Source organism: Embleya sp. NPDC127516 (assembly GCF_044765325.1).
Classification (GTDB): Bacteria; Actinomycetota; Actinomycetes; order Streptomycetales; family Streptomycetaceae; genus Embleya.
Map to the genome: position 1 here is coordinate 160,001 of NZ_JBIWJT010000007.1, position 20,631 is coordinate 180,631.

Genomic DNA, 20,631 nt, shown 5'->3' on the forward strand with positions numbered 1-20,631 from the left:
TACGCAGTCCCTGGAACGGCCCGACGCGGTCGGTGCCGCGCGAGGACCTCCTTCCGCGCTGCTGACGCGAGCCCCGCCGCTAGGGCTGGACCGCCAGGTGTGTCGGGGCGACCGGGACGTTGACGGTACGGGTGCCGCCGAGCAGGCCCCGCAGGGTGAAGGCGACCTCGACCTCACCGCCGAACAGCTTGGCCACCACGTAGCCCTCGGCGTCCGCGGGCACCACCTGCCGCAGGCCGCCGTCGAGCAGCCGGGTCGTCCTGACCTTCGTGCCGATCTCCATCGCGTTTCTCCCGCCGTCGGATCGAGGGGCGAACCCAGTACCCCGAAGCCCGGCGAAGAACACGGCGATTGCGCCGAACGGAGGGCCGAGGCGGGGACGGCGGCCGAGCGTGCGGTTCAGCGCGCCCGGCACCGCCGATCGGCACCGGCGGCAAGGCCGGGGAGGCGTTGCGCACCGCCACCGCCGACGGGGAGTTCGTGGTGGTGCTGCCGACCGCGGCGGGCATGGTCGGCGCTCTGCTCGTCACCCTCGCCCTGCACCGGCCTCCCACCCCTCGAGAGCGCGGAGAGCACCGCCCCGATCCGCGAGGAGGTACGAAATGGCGGCAAGTTATGCGGAGTTCGTTGACTTTTATTCAAATCGAAGCCTACTCTCGGGCCCGGCACGGTATACGCACAGCGTCGAAGGCAACTCCGCTCCGCCGTCCCACCGCACTCGAGTACGGCCCACTCCACCACTCCGCCGCGCTGCCCTTCGGCGTCCACCGTGCCGTGCGTGCGTGCGCGTCGCCTCGGCGACCCGTGAACGGCCAGGTCCCACGAGAGGGGAACACAGTGTCCGCACGAAACGGCTCGGCCGCACAATCCCACCTCGACACGGTCCCGTCGGCGGAGGCCGACGAGGGCGGCACCGGTTGGCGGCGCGCGGGGGCGCTCGGCATCGTCGGCCTCGGCGCGGTCGGCTTCCTCACCCTGGCCATGGCCCAGGGTGCGTTGGCCGCCTCGTTCGCCGTCTCCGGGGCAAGCTTCCAGGTCAGCTCGGGCAAGCTGACCAGCGCCGGACTGTCGTCGTACGTGAGCACCAACACCTCGCTCGACGGCAAGGGCCACCCGGTCTCGATGCTCGCCATCGGCGATGCCACGCTCAGTGACATCTGCCAGTCGGCCAAGGTCAAGACCCCGCTGGGGGACATCACCTTCAAGCTCACGGCCGGCGGCGACGCGGGTGAGGTGACCGCGAAGAACCTCATCATCGGTGCCGAAGACCTGGTCGGCGACGCCCGGTTCGGGACCGTGGAGATCGGCCGGGACGCCTCCACCCTGGACAAGGTGCCGGGTGCGCAGGGTGAACGCGGCACGTTCGGACTCCAGGCCGGCGACGTCACGGTGGCCGGCGTGCGCTCGCACGCGTGGTCCGCCACCGGCGGCACGTTCAACCTCAAGGGACTGCGGGTCGGGGTGAGCCTCGACGGCCGGGGCTGCTTCTGATCCCACGTCACCGCTCTTGCGAACTGTTCCTCCGATCCCACGTCACCTCCGGAGAACGGAACCGACATGGAGCCGAGATCGTGGTTGGACCGGCATCTGCCGTTTCGAGCCGAGCGCCGGGTGATTCGCCGCTGGCGGCGGACCAGGCCGTTCTGGAGCGGCGTGTACCTGATCGCGGGCGGCCTGGAGATCCTGGCCGTGCCGCTGTCCCCGCTGCCGGTGATGGTCAGCCTGGGCATCGCCGGGATCGCGAGTCTGGGCATCGGCGTGATCCTGATGGTCGCGGGCCTGTTCATGTGGTTCGCGGCGCAGCACCGGCACTTCGTGGGCATCGTCGCGCTGGTCGCCTCGATCGCGTCGTTCGTCGTGGCCAATCTCGGTGGCTTCCTGCTGGGCATGCTGCTCGGCGTGCTCGGCAGCGCGATGGGCTTCGCGTGGCGGCCGGTGCGTGCGGTCGGGGCGACCGAGTCCGTTCGGGAGAAGCCTCGTTCGCGGCCGAGCACACCGCCCGCGCCGGTCGGGTCCGTCACCTCGATCACGCTGCTCGGCGGGCCGGGGCCCGGGCCCGGCTTGGTGCCGGACCCCGCCGCGCGGTCGGACGAGGAGTCGGACGAGGAGCCCGATCGGAGGGCGGATCAGGGGGCGGATCGTCCCGCCCCCGCGAAGGCTCGGCGGCGGTTCAACCGGCGCCGCGCCGGCGGCGCAGCCTCGGCCCTGGCGGTCGCGCTGCCGTTGCTGATCGTCGCGTCCGTACTCGGCTCGGACGGGAACCGGGCCCAGGCGGCCGAGACCGCCTCGAAGCCGTGTACCGCGCGGGCCACGGCCGAGGCGTGCGGCGGCACCAGGGCGGCCGCCGCGTCGGCGCCGACGACGACCAGGATCGTCGTCGGCGCCACACCTCCGACCATCACGGCGAGCTTCTTCGCCCCGATCGGCTTCGCCCTCGCCGGCGTGACCACCCTGGAGACCGCGCGCGGGCCGTTGCGGGTGCTCGTGCTGACCATGCGGGCCGCGCACCTGCGCGACTACCGCCTCGCCACCCGCGACGGCGACGGCCCGAGGATGCGGATCGACACGACCCGGCTGGATCTGGACGGCAACGTACGGATCTACCTCACCCGCCTGCACGGCTGTATCGAGGGCCTGATCTGCCTCGATTTCGCCGCCGACGGGCTGCCGCTCCCACCGATCATCCCGCCGTTCGTCTTCATGACCGACGTGCGCGCCGAACAGGCCCTCGTCCTCACGGACAAGATCACCACCGACTTGAACCTGACCTGATCCGACCCGAACGACCCCGACCCGACGCCGCCCGAACCGCGTGTCACGGGGTGTCGAACAGGGCGCTGACGCTTTCTCCGTTGTGGATGCGGCGGACCGCCTCGGCGAGGGCGGGGGCGATCGACAACACGTGCAGCTTGTCGGTGTATTCCTCGGTGGGGATCGGGACCGTGTTGGTGCAGACGATCTCCAGCACGTCGGGCTGATCCGACAGGCGCTTGAGGGCGCCGGCGGCGAACAGCCCGTGGGTGCACGCGACGCGAATCGAGCGGGCGCCCAACTCGCGGAGACGGTCCAGCAGTTCGAGCACCGTACTGCCCTTGGCGATCTCGTCGTCCAGGACGATCACGTCCCGGCCGGCGACCTCGCCGATCACCGCGCTGATCGCCACCCGGTCGTCGGCGAAGCGCTGCTTGGCACCCGCCGCGACCTGGGCGCCGAGCATCCGGGCGAACGCGGCGGCCTCCTTGGCGTTGCCCAGGTCCGGCGAGACCACGGTGGTGTTGGACAGGTCGTGGCGCCGGAAGTGCTCGGCCAGTTCACGCAGCGCGTGCAGATGGTCGACCGGAACCGAGAAGAACCCGTGCACCTGCGGCGAGTGCAACGTCATCGCCAGCACCCGGCTCGCACCGGAGGCGACCATGAGGTCGGCGACCAACCGACCGCCGATCGAGATGCGCGGCGCGTCCTTCTTGTCCGAGCGCGCGTAGGCGTAGTGCGGCATCACCACGGTGATCCGGCCCGCCGACGCACCGCGCGCGGCGTCGCACATCAGCAACAACTCGACCAGGTTCTCCTGCACGGGAGCGACCAGCGGCTGGATCAGGAAGACGTCGTGCTCGCGACAGTTGGCCTGAAGTTGTACCTCCAGACAGTCGTTCGCGAATCTGTTCACCCGGGTCGGACTGAGCGGCACACCCAGGTGCGCGCAGACCTGGGCGGCCAGTTCGGGGTGTGCGCTACCGCTGAACACGGCGATCTCTCGCACGAACCGCTCCTTGTGTCATCGAATCGCCGCACTCGAGTCGGCATTCCGGCCACATGCTAAGGCCCACCCCCCAACCCACCGAACCAACGGCCCCGACGGACCCGACGACGGACCGAACCCGGCGGGCGCACCCACCGGGACGGCCGACGGACCACAATGCCCTCATGAAGACGCTACGAAGGTTGGCGGCGGGGTCGGCGATGGTGGTCGTCGTGCTGGAAGCGCTCTGGGCCCTCGGGTTCGTGTGGTTCATGGGTGACGTCATGGTGTTCGGCTTCGGGCCGGAGGGCGACGGGCCCGACTCGCGCGAGGTCTTCGTGTCGCGGGCCCTGATGTGGACGGTGGCCGCGGGCGCCTGCGTGCAGGCGGCTTGGGTGTGTCGTTCGCTGGTTCGGCGGCTGCGGGTGCACGGCAGCGCCCGCCGGGGCATCGGGGCCGCGATCGTGGCCCACGGCGCGGCGATCGCCGTCTCGGCACTGGCCGGCTCCGGCCTGGTGGCGCCGCTCCTGCTGCCGCCACTGGGCGTCCTGCTGGTCGCGGCCGTGATCACCCGAGGCGGTCGCGATGTGTCCGCGCGATTCGCCGTGCCGGCCTGAGCATCGGGCGCACCGGGCACACGCCTGCTCGACCGCGCGTGGGTTGCGCGTGGCGAGCGGGGGCGGGGCGCTCTACGGCAGTCGGGTGCCGATGCGGAGGATTACGTCGCCCGAGCCGTCGGGGGATGGGTGTGTCGACCAGACCCGTTCGGAGATGGTGGTGCCGCGGGCGGTGGTGTACTCGGCCACCCACAGGGTCGCCCGCTCGTCCGGGTCGATCAGCACCTGCGCGGTCGTTCGCGAACCGTCGGCGAACAGCAGGTCGCCCGGTGCCCTGCCGGCTCGGTGCGGGTCCGTCGTCCCGGGCGTGTGCAGGCGCACCAGTGCGCCGGGATACAGATGTGAGCCCGCGGCCCGCAGGACCGGCCGTTCCGTCGTCTCGCTCACGCGTGTCGTTCCTTCCTTCGGGTGCGCGGATCGCGCGCCGCGGCCGTCGTGTCCCGGCCGTCCGGGGTCCGTCCGGTGGTGGGCGGGCGGGGCGGGCCCGATGGTCGCCGGCGATTTCCCGCCCATCCAACGTCATCCGGTGCGGGATCGCCCCCGGTGGTGCGCCCTTCGGGTGAGCGGGTCCGCGCGGGCGAGTGCCGGGCGCTCGGACGCCGACGGCGATCAGGTCCAGTCCCAGCCGATGCCCAGGATGCCCGGGGCGACGTCCTGTTCGGCGAGGTGGACCACACAGTGTCGGCCGTTGAGGGTCAGGTCGCGCCGTCCGGTACGTGGGGCGCCTGCCGTGGTCCGGGCGAAGCGACGGCAGTGCACCGGTAGGGCGGTGGGATCGAAGCGGACCTGGAGCACGTACTGGCCGCACGGGAAGGTGAAGCCGCGCACGTACTCGTCGCTGGGTCCGCCGGTGCCGTCCTCGAAGCCGTAGCCGAAGACGTAGGTGTCCCCGGAGCGCAGCCGCGCGTCGAACAACAGCTCCGCCACGAGCACGGCCGCGTCCCGGCTCCAACGCACGCGCCCCACACGGCAGTTCTCGGTCGCCCGGACACGCACTCGCTCGGGCGCGCAGCCCCGGTCGCCGATGTGGATGGCGAGATAGCGGTCCACCCCGTCGCGATGCGCGCGCACCACGTGCTGCGAGGCGCGATCCAGGAGTTCACGCCGGGGCCCGACCCGGACCTGTTCGAGCTGGCACACGGTGTGCAGGCCGCCGTCGGCGGGTGATTCCAGGTCGGTCAACAAGGGGCCGAGCGAGCCGGACGCCTCCACCACCGCGCGATAGGACCGCGACGCCGTACGCTCGGCGACCGCCGGCTCCAGCAGCCTGGTCAGCGCGTGCGGCGGCAACTCCAGGACCTCTTCGAGCGCCCGCACCGCGCGCAGCGACTCGGCGCGCTGCGGCCGCCGGGCCCCCTGCTGCCAGTAGCTGAGACTGGTCACCCCCACCTGCACGCCGCGCTGGGCCAACCGGTGCTGCACCCGGTGCAGGGCCAGGCCGCGGGCCGCCAGCGCCGCGCGCAACGCCAGATGGAAGGGACCGACGCGCAGGACCCGCGCCAACTCCGCCTCGGCCGGGTCACCCCGAGTGTCGGTCCGCGGCATCGCTCGCCTCCCTTGTGAACATTCACGGCGGACCGGTCGGGACCGCCGCTCCCGACCGAGGTGTTCCAGTCGACCGGTCACGAGCCGTTCACAGGCCGGTCCAGGCGTTCACACCACCGCTTCACCCCGCATTGAAGCGTCTTGAAACACACCACGACAACACCCGATGCTCCACCTTGCAGCGTCCGGACGCGCGCCACGCCCCACCCCGTCCCTCCGTTACGGAAGGAACGCCATGACTCGAACGTCCCCACGAACGAGCCCCGTGTCCGGCCGCCGCGCCGGCGCGCTGACCCTCACCGTGTTCGCGCTGCTGTCCGCGCTGTTCGCGGTGCCCTCGGCGGCGTCCGCCTCCGCCGCCGGCTCCTTTGCGCCGGCCGTCCAAGCGCAGAGCCCCACCCCGGAACAGGCCCAACCGCTCGCGCTCGCCACGAAGAAGCTGAACATCACCATGCAGGCCCAGCAGAAGAGCAACTGGTGCTGGGCGGGTGCCGGCAACACGATCGCGACCTGGTACGGCCGCAACTACAGCCAAAACCAGTTCTGCAACGCGGCGTTCGGCCGTTCGCAGAGCACCGAGTGCCCCAACTCGCAGGCGACGCTCGGCAACGTGCAGACGGCACTGCGCTGGGCCGGGATCAACTCCGGCTCCTACGTGAACGGTTGGCTCCAGTACAGCACCGTACAGACCGAGATCAACGCGAACCGGCCGATCGAGACCCGGATCCAGTGGTCCTCGGGCGGCGGGCACATGCACGTCATCCACGGCTTCGACACCGCGCAGAACTGGGTCTACTGGGGCGATCCGTGGCCGGACAACCACCGCTACAACTGGGCCGCGCACAACTGGTACGTGAACAACAACGAGTTCTCCTGGACCCACTCGCTCTACCGGATCGGAGCGTGACGCCATGACCACAGGCGGCATCAAGCGCCTGTTCGCGGCGGGTACCCTCGCGGCGGCGCTGACCCTGACGCTCACCCCCCAGGCCGCGCACGCCGCGTCCGTGCCCGCACCGCCCGCGCCGGACGCGATCAGCGTGGGCGCCGCGCGCGACGTGATCGCCGCGCCCGGCACGCTCGACACGTTGTCCAGGTTCTTCGCCCGGGACGGCGCGCTCGCGGCGGCGGACGCGGCTCCCCGGATCGACGGCGACGTGGTCGCCGTGTACACGCTGGCCCCGGAGTTCGTCGCGGCCCGTCCGGGCGCGCGGCCGGTGCCGATCGCCCGGCAGGAGTTCCTCGCCGCCACCGTGGTGGCCGCCGACGGCCGCAAGGCGTCGGTGTGGACGGTGGACGGCCCGCAGGGCCGACAGGTGGTCAACATCGCGGACGGCGACGACGAGGCGCGCCACATCGCGGCCGGCGCGCGTCTGCTCGCGGGCGGGGTCGTCTTCCGCGAGCCGCAGATCAACGCCTGGTACGTGCAGGGCGGCGACCGGGTGTTGCCGCTGAACGCCGACGCGAAGCGTGCGATCGGCGCCGGCGGGACCACGGTCTCGGCGTACCGGGACCGGGTGCACCGGGCCTACGCGGACAAGCTGCCCGGCTCCGGCTACGACGCCAAGGGTCTCGCGGGCGGCTTCGGGCCGACCGACACCGGTACGGCGCGCACCGACGGCGACCCGTTCGGCGTCGGCCCGACCGCGATCGCCGCGGCCGGTCTGCTCGGCGTCGCCGGCGTGGGCGGCGTGCTGGTCAAGGTCCGGCGCCGCCGCGGCTGATCCCCCTGCCCGGCGGCCCGATCGGGGCCGGGGCCTTCCGGCCGGGCGGGGTCGACGCTCCCCCACGTCGACCCCGCCCGGGAAGGTTCTGCCACGACCGCACGCGCGCCCGCCGAGCACGCGGGCGCGGGTGCGGTCGGCTGCAAACAGGTCGCTGCAAACAGATCGCTGCGCACCGGTCGGCGTCGACCGCTCGGCTACATCCGCTCCGGCGCCTCGATGCCCAGCAGGTCCAGGCCGCGCGCCAGGGTGCGGGCGGTCAGGTCGCACAGGATCAGTCGCGAGTGCCGGATCTCGCCCGTCGAGCGCAACACCGGGCAGTTCTCGTAGAAACCGGTGACCGTGGTCGCCAGTTCGAACAGGTGGAGGGCGAGGCGATGGAAGTCCAGCGATTCGCCGACCTCCGCGATCACGTCGGGGAAGGCCAGGAGGCGCAGGGCCAGGGCCCGTTCGGCCGGCTCCCCGATCACCAGCGGCCCGGTCGCCCGCGGCGCCTCGGCACCGGCCCGACGCAGGATCGAGCGGGCCCGGGCGTGTGCGTACTGGAGGTAGGGCGCGGTGTTGCCGTCGAAGGACAGCATGCGGTCGTAGTCGAAGCGGTAGTCCTTGCGCCGGTCCCCGGACAGGTCGGCGTACTTCACCGCGCCGATGCCGACCGCCCGGGCCACCGCCGCCCGCGCGTCCGCGTCCAGGTCCGGGTTCTTCTCGGCGATCGTGGCGGCGGCCCGGGACACCGCCTCGTCGAGCAGGTCGACCAGCTTGATCGAGGCCCCGGCCCGGGTCCGCAGGATCTTTCCGTCGGAGCCCAACACGTAGCCGAAGTCGACGTGTTCGATCCGCGCGGGCGCACTCGGCCGGTCCGCGTCGCGCGCGGTCGCATCGTGCCATCCCGCGTCGCGCCCGGTCGTGAAGACCATCTCCAGGTGCCCGCTCTGCGGTGTGCCGACCACGTACAACAGTCGGTCGGCCGCGAGGTCTTGCAACCGGTGCCGCAGGGTGGCCAGATCGGTGGCGGCATAACCGAATCCGCCGTCGCTCTTGCGCACGATCAGCGGCAGCGGTTCGCCGTCGCGATTGACGAAGCCCGCGGGGAAGACACACTGCGCGCCGGCGCTCTCCCGGAGCAGTCCCAGCTCCGCCAACTCCGCTACCAGCGGCGCCAGTCGATCGTTGTAGCGGCTCTCCCCCACGAAGTCGTCCGCGGTCAGCCGGACACCGAGTCGGGCGTAGACCGCCATGAAGTACTTCTTGGACTCGGTCACCAGCACCCGCCACAACCGCAACGTGGTCGGATCGCCCGCCTGCAACGCGACCACCCGCTCCCGGGACCGGACCCGGAACTCCTCGTCGGTGTCGAAGGCACGCCGTGCGGCCTGGTAGAAGCCGGTCAGGTCGCCGACCGACAACTCGTGCGCCGCCTCGGTCTCGCCGATGTCCAGGAGGTGCTCGATCAGCATCCCGAACGGGGTGCCCCAGTCGCCGAGATGGTTGCGGCGCAGCACGGTGTGGCCCTGCCACTCCAGTACCCGCACGGCGGCGTCGCCGATGATCGTCGAGCGCAGGTGGCCGACGTGCATCTCCTTGGCGGTGTTCGGCCCCGAGTAGTCGACGACGATCGTCTCGGGCCGGTCGGTACGCGGCACGCCGAGTCGTTCGTCGGCGGCGATCCCGGCGAGCGACCGGCCGAGCGCGGTCGGCGCGAGGGTGAGGTTCACGAAGCCGGGCCCGCTGATCTCCGCCGCGGAACACAGGTCGTCCAGCGCGGCGTACCGGAGCACCTCGGCCGCGATCTCGCGCGCGTCGCGGCCCAGGCGTCGGCCCAGGGCCAGGGCCCCGTCGCACTGGAAGTCCGCGTGCCGGCTCGGGCGGATCGTCGGATCGGCGGGTGTGCCCGCGACCCGTGCGAACGCCGGGGCCAGCCGCTCGATGAGCAGCTTCTCCGGAGTGGTCATGCGGGGAAGCTAGACGACCCGGGGGTGCGGACTCATGTCATTTTCCGCGCGTGCGGCGGTGGAACGGGCGAGCCGGGTGGTCTGCGGGGTGGATTCAGCGGGCTTCGGGGTTCGGGCCGGGACGGGCGATCCGGTCGAGTTCGGCGTCGAGCGCGCGGGCGGCGGCGGTGCCGGACATGCGCTCGGGGTAGAGCAGCGCGTGCACGCTCAGGCCGTCGATCAGGGCCAGCAATTCGGCCGTGACCCGGTCCACGTCCACGCCGTCGATCAGTTCGCCGTCGTCGCGGGCGTCGCGCAGGACACCGCGGACGATCACGCTCAGGTCCTCGCGCTCACGGCGGTTGTTCGCGGCGATCTTGGGGGAGACCAGGCCGCGGTGCCACATGGCCACCTCGAGGACGGTCTCCTGAAGGCGGTCCTCGTCCAGGGGGAGCAGGTCGATCAGGCCGGCCCGCAGAGCGGCCAGGCCGAAGCGACCGGCGGTGAGGTCGAAGAAGCGCCGGGCGATCCGGCGATGCGACCAGTGCACGGCGGCGAGCAGTACGTCGTCGGGGTCGGTCAGGCCGAGTTCGACGGGCGGAGGATCGAGGGTGGCGGCGACCTCCTCGGGGGTGACCGGCGAGCCGCCTCGGGCCGATACGAGGCGGAACGCGGCGGCGCGTACCCGGTCCTCGTCACGAGCAGCATCCTGGGGACCCGACATGCCGGCAGCTTAGGGCCTGCCCGGCCGATCGTGGCGGACCCGACACCCTTCTCCACGCCGCGCCGGATCGTGCCGGGCGTCGGCGGGGCCGGGCCCGGCGACTCGCGGGGTGCGGGGACCGACCACCGCGTCGCGCGTGGCGCCTTGCGCGACACCACGACGTCGCGCCCCGCGCCGGCTGCGCCCCGCCCGCCGCGCCCGACGCCCCGCGCCGTCTACCGCTCTCCGGGCACGGGTGTGTGCGCTACAACACCAGCGACAACAGCAGCACGAACCCGCCCGCGACCACCGAGATGATCGTCTCCATCAGCGACCAGGTTTTCACCGTCTGGCCCACGCTCATCCCGAAGTACTCCTTGACCAGCCAGAATCCCGCGTCGTTGAGGTGGCTGAAGAACAGCGAGCCCGCGCCCACGGCCAGCACCAGCAGTGCGGTGTGTGTGCTGCTCATGTCCGCCGCGAGGGGTGCCACCAGGCCCGCCGCCGAGATGGTCGCCACCGTCGCGGAACCGGTGGCCAGTCGGATCGCCACCGCGATCAGCCATGCGAGCAGCAGCGGCGAGATGGCCCAGTCCTCGGATATCTCCAGGACCATCCGGCCGACGCCCACATCGATCAGGGTCTGCTTGAAGCCGCCGCCCGCGCCGACGATCAGCAGGATGCCCGCGATCGGCAGCAGTCCCTTCTCCACCGTGCCGGACAGCCGCTCCCGGGTGAATCCGGCGGCCCGGCCGAGGGTGAACATCGCCACGATCACCGCCGAAAGCAGCGCGATCAGCGGTGAGCCGACCACGTCCGCGACCCGCTGGACCCGGTCCGCGGGGTCGTCGACGACGATGTCCACCAGCGCCTTGCCGAGCATCAGCACCACCGGGAGCAGCACGGTGCCCACGGTGACGGCGAAGCCGGGCCGCTGCTGCGGATCCGCCGAGGAACGCTCGGGGGCCAGGCCCTCCGGTGGCGCGATGTCCACCCAGCGCGAGGCGTACCGGCCGAACAGCGGGCCCGCGATGGCCAGCGTCGGGATCGCGACCAGCACGCCGAGCGCGAGCACCACGCCCAGGTCGGCGTCGATCGCGTCGATGGCCGCGAGCGGGCCGGGGTGCGGCGGGACCAGACCGTGCATCACCGACAGGCCGGCCAGGGCCGGGATGCCCACCCGCATCAGCGAGTGGTTGCCGCGCTTGGCCACCAGGAGCACGACCGGGATGAGCAACACCACGCCGACCTCGAAGAACAGTGGCAGGCCGATGATGCCCGCGATCAGCGCCATTGCCCAGGGCATGGTGCGATCGCTCGCCTTGGCCAGGATGGTGTCCACGATCTGGTCGGCGCCGCCGGAGTCGGCCAGCAGCTTGCCCAGGATCGCGCCGAGCGCGATCAGTACGCCGACGCCCGCGACGGTGGAGCCCAGGCCCGAGGTGAAACTGGCGATCGCCTTGTCCATCGGGGCCGCGGCGACCGCGCCGAGCACCAGCGAGCCGATTGTCAACGCCAGGAAGGCATGCAGCTTGAAGCGGCCGATGAGCAGCACGATCACGCCGATGCCGACGAGCACCGCGAGGCCGAGTTGGGCGTGTCCGGCCGAGGTGATCGGCGCGGCCGGCGCCCCCGCCGCCACCATCGGCAGGGCTATGGCGGTCACGAAGTTTCCTGATTCGGTTCCAGGCGGCGCAGCGCGATGACGGCCTGCTCGGTGACGGCGTCGGGTCCGGGCGATATGTCGAGCACGAGGCCCGCCTCGTCCGACTCCAGCGGTTGCAGATCGGCGAACTGCGAGGCCAGCAGGGTCTCCGGCATGAAGTGGCCGGTGCGCCGGCGCAGGCGCTCGGCGATCAGGGCGCGGTCGCCGACCAGGTGCACGGTGATCAGCTCGGGCGCCGCCAGCCGCAGCCGGTCGCGGTAGCCGCGCTTGAGCGCGGAGCAGCCGACCACGCCGCCGGACTGCGCGTGTGCGGCGAGCCAGCCGCCGACGGCGTCCAGCCACGGCGCGCGGTCCACGTCGTCCAACGGGATCCCGGCCGACATCTTGGCGATGTTGGCGGGTGGGTGGAAGTCGTCCGCGTCCGCGTAGGGCACCCGCAGTTCGGCGGCCAGTAGCCGACCGACTGTGGACTTCCCGGTCCCGGACACACCCATGACCACCACGACGTGGGGGGCGTTCATCGATACCTCGCTGTCCTTGCCCGGCTCGTGCTCGGGCGCCGTCCCATACCCAAACTTATAGGTAGTACTTAATCAAGACTTCTGAACAATTAAGTCATACGTAATCTGATCGGCTCACGGCACCCCGCCCAGTAGGCTGCCGCCATGGAGAACGAGGGCCGGGGCTTGCATATGAAGGTGCTGGAGTCCCTCGGGCCGGCCATCACGGCCGGCGCCTACCCCGCCGGCACGGTTTTGCGCACCGACGAGCTGGAGCACCGTTTCGAGGTCTCGCGCACCGTGGTCCGCGAGGCGATTCGGGTGCTGGAGTCGATGCAGTTGGTCGAGTCGCGGCGCCGGGTCGGGGTCACCGTCCGGTCGGCCGAGCAATGGAACGTCTTCGACCCGTACGTGATCCGCTGGCGGCTGGCGGGCGCCGACCGCCCGCGTCAACTCCGGTCGCTGACCGGACTGCGCTCGGCGATCGAGCCCGCGGCGGCGGCGCTGGCCGCGGCGTCCGCGACGCCGGCCCAGTGCGCCGCGCTGACCGAGCACGCGCTCGGCATGGTCTCCACCTCGCGCGGCCGGCAGTTGAAGGCGTACCTCGTGCACGACATCGCCTTCCACCGGGTGATCCTGGCCGCGTCCGGCAACGAGATGTTCGCCCGGCTAGGCGACGTGGTCGCCGAGGTGCTGACCGGCCGCACCCACCACCACGTGATGTTCCCGGACCCGGACCCGGCCGCGGTCACGCTGCACGTCCGGGTCGCCGAGGCGGTCCGCGAGGGCGACGCGGCCGGCGCGGAGCGACTGACCCGCGAGATCACCGTCGGCGCGATGGCGGAACTGGAAGTACTGGCACCGGAGTCGCACGCCGAAGCTGATCGCGTCTGAGCGTTCGACCCCCGCTCGGAGCGACCGGCAAAAATTGGCAAGATCATCAATCTCCGTGTCCGGAAAGGGACTTCATCTTCGTTGCTGTGGTCCAGACCATTGACCGAGTGGTCTGGACCTCTTAACTTGAGGAACGCACTACGGATGTGGGCATCCGGTGAAAAAGGCGTACGACGCGGACCCGGACCGTTCGAACGTCCTTCGCATTCACTCGTCCCCAAGGAGAGTTCCATGCGTAAAAGGACCATCCTGACGGCGCTGACCATCCCCGCCGTCTCGTTCCCCCTGATGATGGCCGGCACCGCGGGCGCGCACGGTTGGGTCACCAGCCCGCCGAGCCGTTCCGCCTACTGCGCCCAGGGCACCGTCACCAACTGCGGTGAGATCCAGTGGGAACCGCAGAGCGTGGAGGGCCCCAAGGGCTTCCCGGCGCGCGGACCGGCCGACGGCCGACTCTGCGCGGGCGGCAACAGCCGCTTCGCCCAACTCGACGACCCGCGTGGCGGCGCGTGGCCGAGCACTCCGGTGAGTTCCGGATCGAGCAAGACGTTCACCTGGAAGCTGACCGCGCGGCACGCCACCACGACGTTCCGCTACTTCGTCACCAAGGCGAGTTGGAATCCCAGCCAGCCGATCACCCGGGCGCAGTTGGAGAGCACCCCGTTCCTGAGCGTCCCGTACGGCGGGGTCCAGCCCGGCGCGACCGTCTCGCACACCGGCACGCTCCCGGCCGGCCGCAGCGGCAAGGCGGTGATCTTCGCGGTCTGGGACATCGCGGACACCGGCAACGCCTTCTACCAGTGCACCGACGTCACCTTCTGATCCCACCCGGCACGTCCCATGCCGGTACGAACGTGCCGGAGGGTCGCCGCACCGCGACGACCCTCCGGCACGCGTGGGCGGCTTACCCGCCGCCGCCGGGCCGGGCCCGTACGTGCATGCGCTCGCCCTGGGTGCCGTACAGGCTGAGGAACTCCACCGGCTCCGGCCCGACGCAGGTGAAGGCGTGCGGGGTGCGGGTGTCGAATTCGGCGGCCTCGCCCGCCACCAGCACGAGTTCGTGCTCGCCCAGGTACAGCCGCAGCCGGCCGGACAGGATGTACATCCACTCGTAGCCCTCGTGCGTCTGCAACTCGGGTGCGCTCCCGCCGAGTCCGGGCGGCAGGATCTGCTTGAACGCGTGCAGCCCGCCGCTGTACCGGGTCAGCGGGATGATGGTCATCCCGTGGCGCTGGATCGGGCGCGCGTGTACCCGCGGATCCCCGGTCTCCGGCGCGTCGACCAACTCGTCCAACTGCACGCCGTACGCCTTCGCCAGCGGGAGCAGCAGTTCCAGGGTGGGTTTGCGCAGCCCGGACTCCAGCCTGGACAGCGTGCTGGGCGAGATCCCGGTGCTCTCGCTCAGGTCGGCCAACGTGGTGCCTCGTTCCAGGCGCAGGGCTCGCAGGCGCGGGCCGACGGCGGTGAGGACCGAGGTGAGCTCGCCATCTTTCATGGCACCATTTGCCGACTCGGCAACAAGGTTTGTCAATCGCCGGGCGTCGGGCGGACCATTTTGGACAGGGCGGCGGACCACGTGCCGCCCTGCCTCGGCCGGACACGGCCGGGCGCATTCGCCACCGTCACAGAGGACTCCCACGATGACCGACGACCAGCTTGCGGAGCACGCCGACCAGCCCTCGGCGGCGGAACTCTGGGACGCGCGCTACGCGGAAAGCCACCGGATCTGGAGCGGCAACCCGAACGCCGCCCTGGTCCGGGAGACCTCCGACCTGCCGCCCGGCCACGCGCTGGACCTGGGCTGCGGTGAGGGGGCCGACGCGATCTGGCTGGCCAAGCGCGGTTGGCGGGTGACCGCCACCGACGTCTCCCGGATCGCGCTGGAGCGGGCCGCCGAGCACGCGAAGGAGGAGGGGGTCACCGACCTGATCGACTGGCAGTGGCACGACCTGGGCGCGACCTTCCCGGCCGGCACCTTCGACCTGATCTCGGCGCACTTCCTGCACTCGCACGGCGAGTTGGACCGCGACGCGATCCTGCGCACCGCAGCCGCGAACGTCGCGCCCGGCGGCGTGCTGCTGGTGGTCGGCCACTGCGGGTTCCCGGCCTGGGAGACGAACCCGCACCCGGACGTGCGGTTCCCCGCCCCCGACGAGGTGCTGGCCGCGCTCGAACTCCCGGAGGGGCAGTGGGAGGTGCTCCGCAGCGAGGAGCACGAGCGCATCCAGAACGACCCCGAGGGTCGGCCCACCACCCGCACGGACAACACCTTGATGGTGCGCCGCCTGGCGGGCTGAGCCGGTCGCCCGGGCGCCGCCGGGCGACCCGGACCGAGCGGTCGCGGCGCTCGCGGTGGGCGCGGCGGCGCTTCGGTTCGGGCGTGTTCGTGGGTCACCGGGCACCGTCCGCCCGGTCCGCCCGGTCCGCCCGGTCCGCCCGGTCCGCCCGGTCCGAGCGGGCAGGGTGGCGGCGGCGCTTCGGTTCAGACGTGCTCGTGGGTCACCGAGCAGCGGTCCGCCCCGTCTCGGCGGATCCGGCTCGTGCTTCCGTCGGCCCATGTCACGTGCACGCCCGACGCCGTCGCCAGCACTCGCGGCGCCGCGACGGGCGCGGCGTCCGCCCAGGTCAGCGACAGCACCGTGACCAGCGGGCCGGCGGCCACCGTGCCCTCCACCACGGCCAGTTCGGCGACCTCGCCGAACGCGGTCCCGTGCGGCGCCGAGTCGACGCGGGCCCGGTCCCAGCCGTGCGCGCCGGTCAGCGTGCTGTGTACCGACGCGGTGGCCACCCGCGCGCCGAGGCCGTCGGCCGCGGACCGCAACTCGTCGCGGGACGAGGTCGCCGGCGCCCACCCGCTCTCGCGCACGGCGGCGCCCTCGGGCGCCCGGACGTGGTGTACGCGTACCTCGTACGGCCCGCGCGCCACGCTGATCGACACGATCCGGGTGTCCGGCACCGGCTGCCCGGCGAGCGTGGGCAGGTGCGCCGAGGCCGCCCACCCGGGGCCGGCGCCCAGCGGCTCGATCCGGCCGCGCCCGGTCGTCCCGCCGGCCAGGACGAGCCCGATGTGGTTGTCCGCCGGATCGCCCTCCCGGGTCGGGCCGGTCAGCGTCGAGTAGGCCAGCCGGGCGTACAGCGGATCGTCCGCGTCGAGGCCGGCGGACGTTGTGGTCGCGGCGGCCGGCTGGTGGTCGGCGCCGTGGTTGACCAGCCGTCCCACGCCGTGCCCGGAGTGCACGAGCAGGCCGGGACCGGGCAGGCCGAGCGCGGGGTCGACGTCCACGTCCTCGGCCGGTCCGGCGCTCTCCCGGGCGGTCCACACCTCGTGCCCCTCGGGCAGCAGCAGGCCGACGAAGCCCTTGGCCGCCCAGTACGGCGACGCCGAGCCCGAGTACGCCTGCACGGTAGCCGGGTCCGGTCCGTACCAGCCCAGTGACAGCAGGCCGTCGCGGGCCGCGCCGCGGTCCAGGAAGTGTCGCAGTACCCCGCTCGCCAGCCGCCGGGTGGTGCCCGGCGGGTACGGCGTGGCGTCCACCAGGGCGCCCAGCCACAGCGGAGCCGCCGCCGCGAACCGGTAGGTCAGTGAGCGTCCCTGGTGCAGCGGCGCGCCGGTGCGGTCGAAGAGCCGGCCGTAGCCGGTCAGGAACTCGCGCAGGCGCGCGCGCCGGACGGGATCGGCCGGCGCGCCCGCGACCGCCGCGCACAGCAGCGGGTACAGGTGCATGGCCCAGCCGTTGTAGTGGTCGAAGTAGCGTCCGGCGCCGTCGGTGTACCACCCGTCGCCGACGTACCACTTCTCGATCCTGCCCAGCCCCCGTTCGATCGCGGCGCGAGCCTCGTCGCGGTGCCGGTCGGCCGCCTCCAGGAAGGTGCCCACCGCGACCGGGAAGAGCCACCAGTTGTTGTCCACCGGCTCGTGCCGCAGTGCGCCCGCGAGCCAGTCGGCCGCCCGCTCGCGGGTGGACTCGTCGAGCCGGTCCCACAGTTGATCCTTCGTCAGGTGCAGGGCCAGGGCCACCGACGCGGACTCGACCATCGCCTGACCGCGGTCGACCACGGCCGGCCAGGACTCGGGATCCGCCGTACCCGGCGCGGCCGTTCCCGCGCGCAGGCCGTCGGCGTACGGCTCCAGGAGGCCCGCCGGGACCGCGCGGCCGGAGGCGGCGGTGCCGGCCGCGCGCAGCGCCGCGAGCAGGAACGTGCGGGCGTAGCCCTCCAGTCCGTCCGATCGCTCGCCCGACCAACTCGTGCGCCCCGGAAGGGTGATCAGCGCGCCGCCGGGGGAGCGGTACGGGCGCACCGCGGCGAGCAGGCCGTCGGCCACCGCCTCCCAGTGCGCGCGGGTCCAGCCGGTGTACGGGCTCAGCGCGCGATCCTCCGGAGGGAGCACGAAGGGGTGCGGTGTGTTCACGGATCTCCTCGACTGGACGCGCGCGGCCGTCGACACGCTAGGCGGGGTCGATCGATCAGGTCAAGAGTCGGTTTGATCGAACGATCCTTTTCAATCAAAATCGAATGGCGATGCCCTAGGCTGAGGCGGCGGCCGGACAGCAGCCGGACGCAGGGGGGCACGGCCCGGTCCGGGCCGTGCGCTGAACGGAAGGACGACGTCCACGGTGTTGGCGGAACAGCGGCAGGAACTCATTCTCAGGACGGCCCGCGAACAGGGCAGCGTCAAGGTGGTGGAGATCGCCGAGGAACTGGGCGTGTCCCTGGTCACCGTGCGGCGCGACGTCACCGCTCTGGTGGCGAGCGGCCTGTTGGCCCGCGTGCACGGCGGCGCCACCCTCCCGCATGCCCGCCCGTCCGCGCCGGAGCCGGGCCGGCCGCCCGCGAACGGCCACGACGGCCCGACGGTGGGCATGCTCGTACCGTCCGCCACCTACTACTTTCCGGAGGTCGTGCGCGGCGCCCGGGACGCGGTCGAAGCGATCGGCGGCCGGCTGGTGCTGGGCATCTCGCGCTACCTGCCCAGCGAGGACCGGGACCAGGTGGACCAGTTGTTGCGCGGCGGCGTGGACGGGCTGCTGCTGACTCCCTCGCGCGCGCCGGGGCCGGGCGGCGAGGACGCGTGGATGGGACGCCTGCCGGTGCCCGTGGTGCTGGTGGAGCGGCGCGCCGAGATCGGCTCCGGGCTCGAACACCTGGACCGGGTGGCCTCCGACCACGCGCTGGGCGCGGCGCAGGCGGTTCGCCGACTGGGCGCGCTCGGCCACGAGCGCATCCTGCTGGTGGCCCGGCTCGGCAGTCCCACCACGCCGGCCGTGCACGCCGGCTACACCGCCGCGATGGCCGCGCTGTCGTTGACCCCGCCGGATCCGGCCGGGGTGGAGACACCGCATCCGGGCGAGGACGCGGACGGCTTCGACCGGGCGGTCACCCGGGTGATCGAGGCGGCCCGCTCGGGGGCCGCCACCGCCGCGCTGGTGCACAACGACCAGGACGCGCTGCTGCTGGTGTCCCGGCTGCGTGCGGCGGGGCTGGAGGTGCCCGGTGACCTGGCGCTGATCGCCTACGACGACGAGGTGGCCGCGTTGGCCGATCCGCCGCTGAGCGCGATCGCGCCGGCCAAGCACGAGGTCGGCCGGATCGCGGTCGAGTTGCTCGCCGCGCGGTTGGCCGACGGCGACGACGGGCGCGCGCCCCGACACATCTCGCTGGTGCCCAGGCTGCGGCTGCGCGCCACCACGGAGCCGAGCGCAGCGCAGCCGAGCGACCCGAAGTCGGCCGGCCCGGTGCCGGGCGACGCGAGCGATTCGACCGACCCGACCGATTCGATCCGAGCGAGCGAAAGCGAACAAGCCATTCTGTGATCGAACGATCATAGCGAGTTTCGTTTTTCATCGATTGTTCATTTGCTCTTGACGCTGTTCGCTCCTGACCGAATGATGCTCGCTATCGCCTTCGATGCAGGTTCGACCCAGGAGCATCCATGCAGCGCACATCCATCAGACTCGGCACGGCTCTCGTCGGCATAGTCACCGCCCTGAGCCTCGTCACCGGTTGTGGCGGCGGCGACGACAACAAGAAGGACGCCGGGGCCGCCCCCGCCGCGGGCGGCGGCCCGGGCCAGAAGCAGGAGCTCACCTTCTGGTCCTGGACCAAGGGCACCCAGGAGGTCGTGGACGCGTTCAACAAGTCGCACCCCGACATCCAGGTCAAGTACGAGCAGATCCCCTCCGGCAACGCCGGCGGCTACGCGAAGATGGCCAACGCGGTCAAGGCGGGCAACGCCCCCGACGTGCTCACCATCGAGTACCCGCAGCTGCCGGACTTCGTCAGTCAGGGGGCCGTGCAGGACCTCTCGTCGAAGGTATCCGGCCTCAAGTCGAAATTCCCCGCGTCGGTCAACAAGCTGACCGAACTCGGCGGCAAGACCTGGGCCGTGCCGCTGGACGCGGCGCCGATGGCGCTGTACTACCGCAAGGACTTCTTCACCGACCACAACATCCCGGTGCCCAAGACCTGGGACGAGTATCGGGCCGCCGCCGAGCAGGTCAAGAAGGCCGACCCGAACGCGCGGATCGGCACCTTCTACCCGGACGACCCCAGCACCATGGCCGGGCTGACCTGGCAGGCCGGCGGCTCGTGGTTCGGCACCGAGGGCGACGCCTGGAAGGTCTCGCTGACCGACCCGAACTCGCGCAAGGTCGGCGAGTACTGGAACAAACTGGTCTCCGACGACCTGGTGCGCGTGCAGCCCTCGTTCAGCCAGCAGTGGAACGCCGACCTCAAGAGCGGCGGCACGGTCGGCATCGTCGGCGCCTCGTGGAGCGCGGGCGTGCTCAAGAGCAGCCAGCCCGACCTGGCCGGCAAGTGGGCGGTCGCGCCGCTGCCGGACTGGGGGACCGCGTCCAACGGCATGCTCGGCGGCTCGACCTTCGCGGTGAGCAAGGACAGCAAGAAGACCAAGGCCGCGCTCACCTTCATCGAGTGGATGACCACCACCAAGGAGGGCATCACCGCGCGGATCGCCAGCGGCACCTCCAGCGCGTACCCCGCCGCCACCGAGCTGGTGCCCACCGCCGCGCAGTCCTTCGACACCGGCTACTTCGGCAAGCAGGAGATCTACCCGCTGTTCACCGAGGCCACCGGGAAGATCGGCACCGGCTGGACCTGGGGCCCGTCGATGACGCAGACCAACACCATCCTCAAGGACCAGTTCGGCAAGCTCTCCAGCGGCGGCAGCATCGTGGGCGCCCTGGAGGAGGCCCAGAAGACCACCGTCGAGGACCTGAAGAAGCGCGGCATCTCGGTCAAGAGCTGACCGCTCGCCCGCGACGGGCCGAGAGCAGACCGCTCGCCCCGCGAG

At 72.0% G+C, this 20,631-nt stretch carries 20 protein-coding genes; 10 read left to right on the plus strand and 10 right to left on the minus strand.

Annotated features, from left to right (window positions below):
• Positions 1-79: 79 nt before the first annotated feature.
• The gene (locus ACIRL2_RS15845) at positions 80-283 is read right to left on the minus strand and encodes a hypothetical protein (protein WP_395859231.1); all 204 of its coding nucleotides are present in this window, start codon (positions 281-283) and stop codon (positions 80-82) included.
• Positions 284-837: 554 nt separating this feature from the next.
• Here ACIRL2_RS15845 and ACIRL2_RS15850 point away from each other — a divergent pair.
• Both ACIRL2_RS15850 and ACIRL2_RS15855 read left to right on the plus strand, forming a co-directional pair.
• A complete protein-coding gene (locus ACIRL2_RS15850; RefSeq protein WP_395859232.1) occupies positions 838-1,491 on the plus strand; it encodes a DUF6230 family protein in 654 nt (217 codons plus the stop codon).
• Positions 1,492-1,557: 66 nt separating this feature from the next.
• A complete protein-coding gene (locus ACIRL2_RS15855; protein ID WP_402232522.1) occupies positions 1,558-2,772 on the plus strand; it encodes a DUF6114 domain-containing protein in 1,215 nt (404 codons plus the stop codon).
• Between the two features lie 43 nt (positions 2,773-2,815).
• Here the strand turns inward: ACIRL2_RS15855 and ACIRL2_RS15860 are convergent, their stop codons facing one another.
• Positions 2,816-3,760 carry a ribose-phosphate diphosphokinase gene (locus ACIRL2_RS15860; RefSeq protein ID WP_402232524.1) on the minus strand — a complete coding sequence of 315 codons (945 nt, stop codon included), beginning with the start codon at positions 3,758-3,760 and terminating at the stop codon, positions 2,816-2,818.
• Between the two features lie 164 nt (positions 3,761-3,924).
• On the opposite strand from ACIRL2_RS15860, the gene ACIRL2_RS15865 reads away from it, so the two are divergent.
• On the plus strand, positions 3,925-4,356 hold the full coding sequence (locus tag ACIRL2_RS15865) for a hypothetical protein (protein WP_395859235.1): 432 nt from the start codon (positions 3,925-3,927) through the stop codon (positions 4,354-4,356).
• A gap of 72 nt (positions 4,357-4,428) precedes the next feature.
• Here the strand turns inward: ACIRL2_RS15865 and ACIRL2_RS15870 are convergent, their stop codons facing one another.
• Both ACIRL2_RS15870 and ACIRL2_RS15875 read right to left on the minus strand, forming a co-directional pair.
• Positions 4,429-4,743: a hypothetical protein gene (locus ACIRL2_RS15870; protein WP_395859236.1), complete on the minus strand. Its 315-nt coding sequence runs from the start codon at positions 4,741-4,743 to the stop codon at positions 4,429-4,431.
• Positions 4,744-4,965: 222 nt separating this feature from the next.
• Positions 4,966-5,901 carry a hypothetical protein gene (locus ACIRL2_RS15875; protein WP_395859237.1) on the minus strand — a complete coding sequence of 312 codons (936 nt, stop codon included), beginning with the start codon at positions 5,899-5,901 and terminating at the stop codon, positions 4,966-4,968.
• Positions 5,902-6,136: 235 nt separating this feature from the next.
• On the opposite strand from ACIRL2_RS15875, the gene ACIRL2_RS15880 reads away from it, so the two are divergent.
• Both ACIRL2_RS15880 and ACIRL2_RS15885 read left to right on the plus strand, forming a co-directional pair.
• Positions 6,137-6,808 carry a papain-like cysteine protease family protein gene (locus ACIRL2_RS15880; protein ID WP_395859238.1) on the plus strand — a complete coding sequence of 224 codons (672 nt, stop codon included), beginning with the start codon at positions 6,137-6,139 and terminating at the stop codon, positions 6,806-6,808.
• Positions 6,809-6,812: 4 nt separating this feature from the next.
• Complete coding sequence (locus tag ACIRL2_RS15885; protein ID WP_395859240.1) at positions 6,813-7,625, plus strand: hypothetical protein; 813 nt, start codon at positions 6,813-6,815, stop codon at positions 7,623-7,625.
• A gap of 197 nt (positions 7,626-7,822) precedes the next feature.
• On the opposite strand, the gene argS is transcribed toward ACIRL2_RS15885, so the two are convergent.
• From argS to ACIRL2_RS15905, 4 genes are all read right to left on the minus strand, one after another.
• Positions 7,823-9,577 carry an arginine--tRNA ligase gene (gene argS / locus ACIRL2_RS15890; protein WP_402232526.1) on the minus strand — a complete coding sequence of 585 codons (1,755 nt, stop codon included), beginning with the start codon at positions 9,575-9,577 and terminating at the stop codon, positions 7,823-7,825.
• A gap of 94 nt (positions 9,578-9,671) precedes the next feature.
• On the minus strand, positions 9,672-10,280 hold the full coding sequence (locus tag ACIRL2_RS15895) for a TetR family transcriptional regulator C-terminal domain-containing protein (protein WP_395859242.1): 609 nt from the start codon (positions 10,278-10,280) through the stop codon (positions 9,672-9,674).
• Between the two features lie 244 nt (positions 10,281-10,524).
• Positions 10,525-11,904 (minus strand): gluconate:H+ symporter, encoded by a 1,380-nt coding sequence (locus ACIRL2_RS15900; protein ID WP_395859335.1) that lies wholly within the window; start codon positions 11,902-11,904, stop codon positions 10,525-10,527.
• Positions 11,905-11,921: 17 nt separating this feature from the next.
• The gene (locus tag ACIRL2_RS15905; RefSeq protein WP_395859243.1) at positions 11,922-12,446 is read right to left on the minus strand and encodes a gluconokinase; all 525 of its coding nucleotides are present in this window, start codon (positions 12,444-12,446) and stop codon (positions 11,922-11,924) included.
• Positions 12,447-12,590: 144 nt separating this feature from the next.
• Between ACIRL2_RS15905 and ACIRL2_RS15910 the strand changes: the two genes are divergently transcribed.
• The gene (locus ACIRL2_RS15910; protein ID WP_402232529.1) at positions 12,591-13,319 is read left to right on the plus strand and encodes a FadR/GntR family transcriptional regulator; all 729 of its coding nucleotides are present in this window, start codon (positions 12,591-12,593) and stop codon (positions 13,317-13,319) included.
• Positions 13,320-13,550: 231 nt separating this feature from the next.
• Positions 13,551-14,141, plus strand: a complete 591-nt coding sequence (locus ACIRL2_RS15915) for a lytic polysaccharide monooxygenase (protein ID WP_395859245.1) — start codon at positions 13,551-13,553, stop codon at positions 14,139-14,141.
• A gap of 82 nt (positions 14,142-14,223) precedes the next feature.
• Here the strand turns inward: ACIRL2_RS15915 and ACIRL2_RS15920 are convergent, their stop codons facing one another.
• The gene (locus tag ACIRL2_RS15920; RefSeq protein ID WP_395859246.1) at positions 14,224-14,814 is read right to left on the minus strand and encodes a helix-turn-helix domain-containing protein; all 591 of its coding nucleotides are present in this window, start codon (positions 14,812-14,814) and stop codon (positions 14,224-14,226) included.
• Positions 14,815-14,959: 145 nt separating this feature from the next.
• Here ACIRL2_RS15920 and ACIRL2_RS15925 point away from each other — a divergent pair, with 145 nt between their 5' ends.
• Positions 14,960-15,616: an SAM-dependent methyltransferase gene (locus tag ACIRL2_RS15925; protein WP_395859247.1), complete on the plus strand. Its 657-nt coding sequence runs from the start codon at positions 14,960-14,962 to the stop codon at positions 15,614-15,616.
• Positions 15,617-15,801: 185 nt separating this feature from the next.
• Here the strand turns inward: ACIRL2_RS15925 and ACIRL2_RS15930 are convergent, their stop codons facing one another.
• Positions 15,802-17,730 carry a DUF2264 domain-containing protein gene (locus ACIRL2_RS15930; RefSeq protein WP_402232532.1) on the minus strand — a complete coding sequence of 643 codons (1,929 nt, stop codon included), beginning with the start codon at positions 17,728-17,730 and terminating at the stop codon, positions 15,802-15,804.
• Between the two features lie 205 nt (positions 17,731-17,935).
• Between ACIRL2_RS15930 and ACIRL2_RS15935 the strand changes: the two genes are divergently transcribed.
• A complete protein-coding gene (locus ACIRL2_RS15935) occupies positions 17,936-19,132 on the plus strand; it encodes a substrate-binding domain-containing protein (RefSeq protein ID WP_395859249.1) in 1,197 nt (398 codons plus the stop codon).
• 119 nt (positions 19,133-19,251) lie between these two features.
• Positions 19,252-20,586 (plus strand): ABC transporter substrate-binding protein, encoded by a 1,335-nt coding sequence (locus tag ACIRL2_RS15940; RefSeq protein WP_402232534.1) that lies wholly within the window; start codon positions 19,252-19,254, stop codon positions 20,584-20,586.
• Positions 20,587-20,631 lie beyond the last annotated feature (45 nt).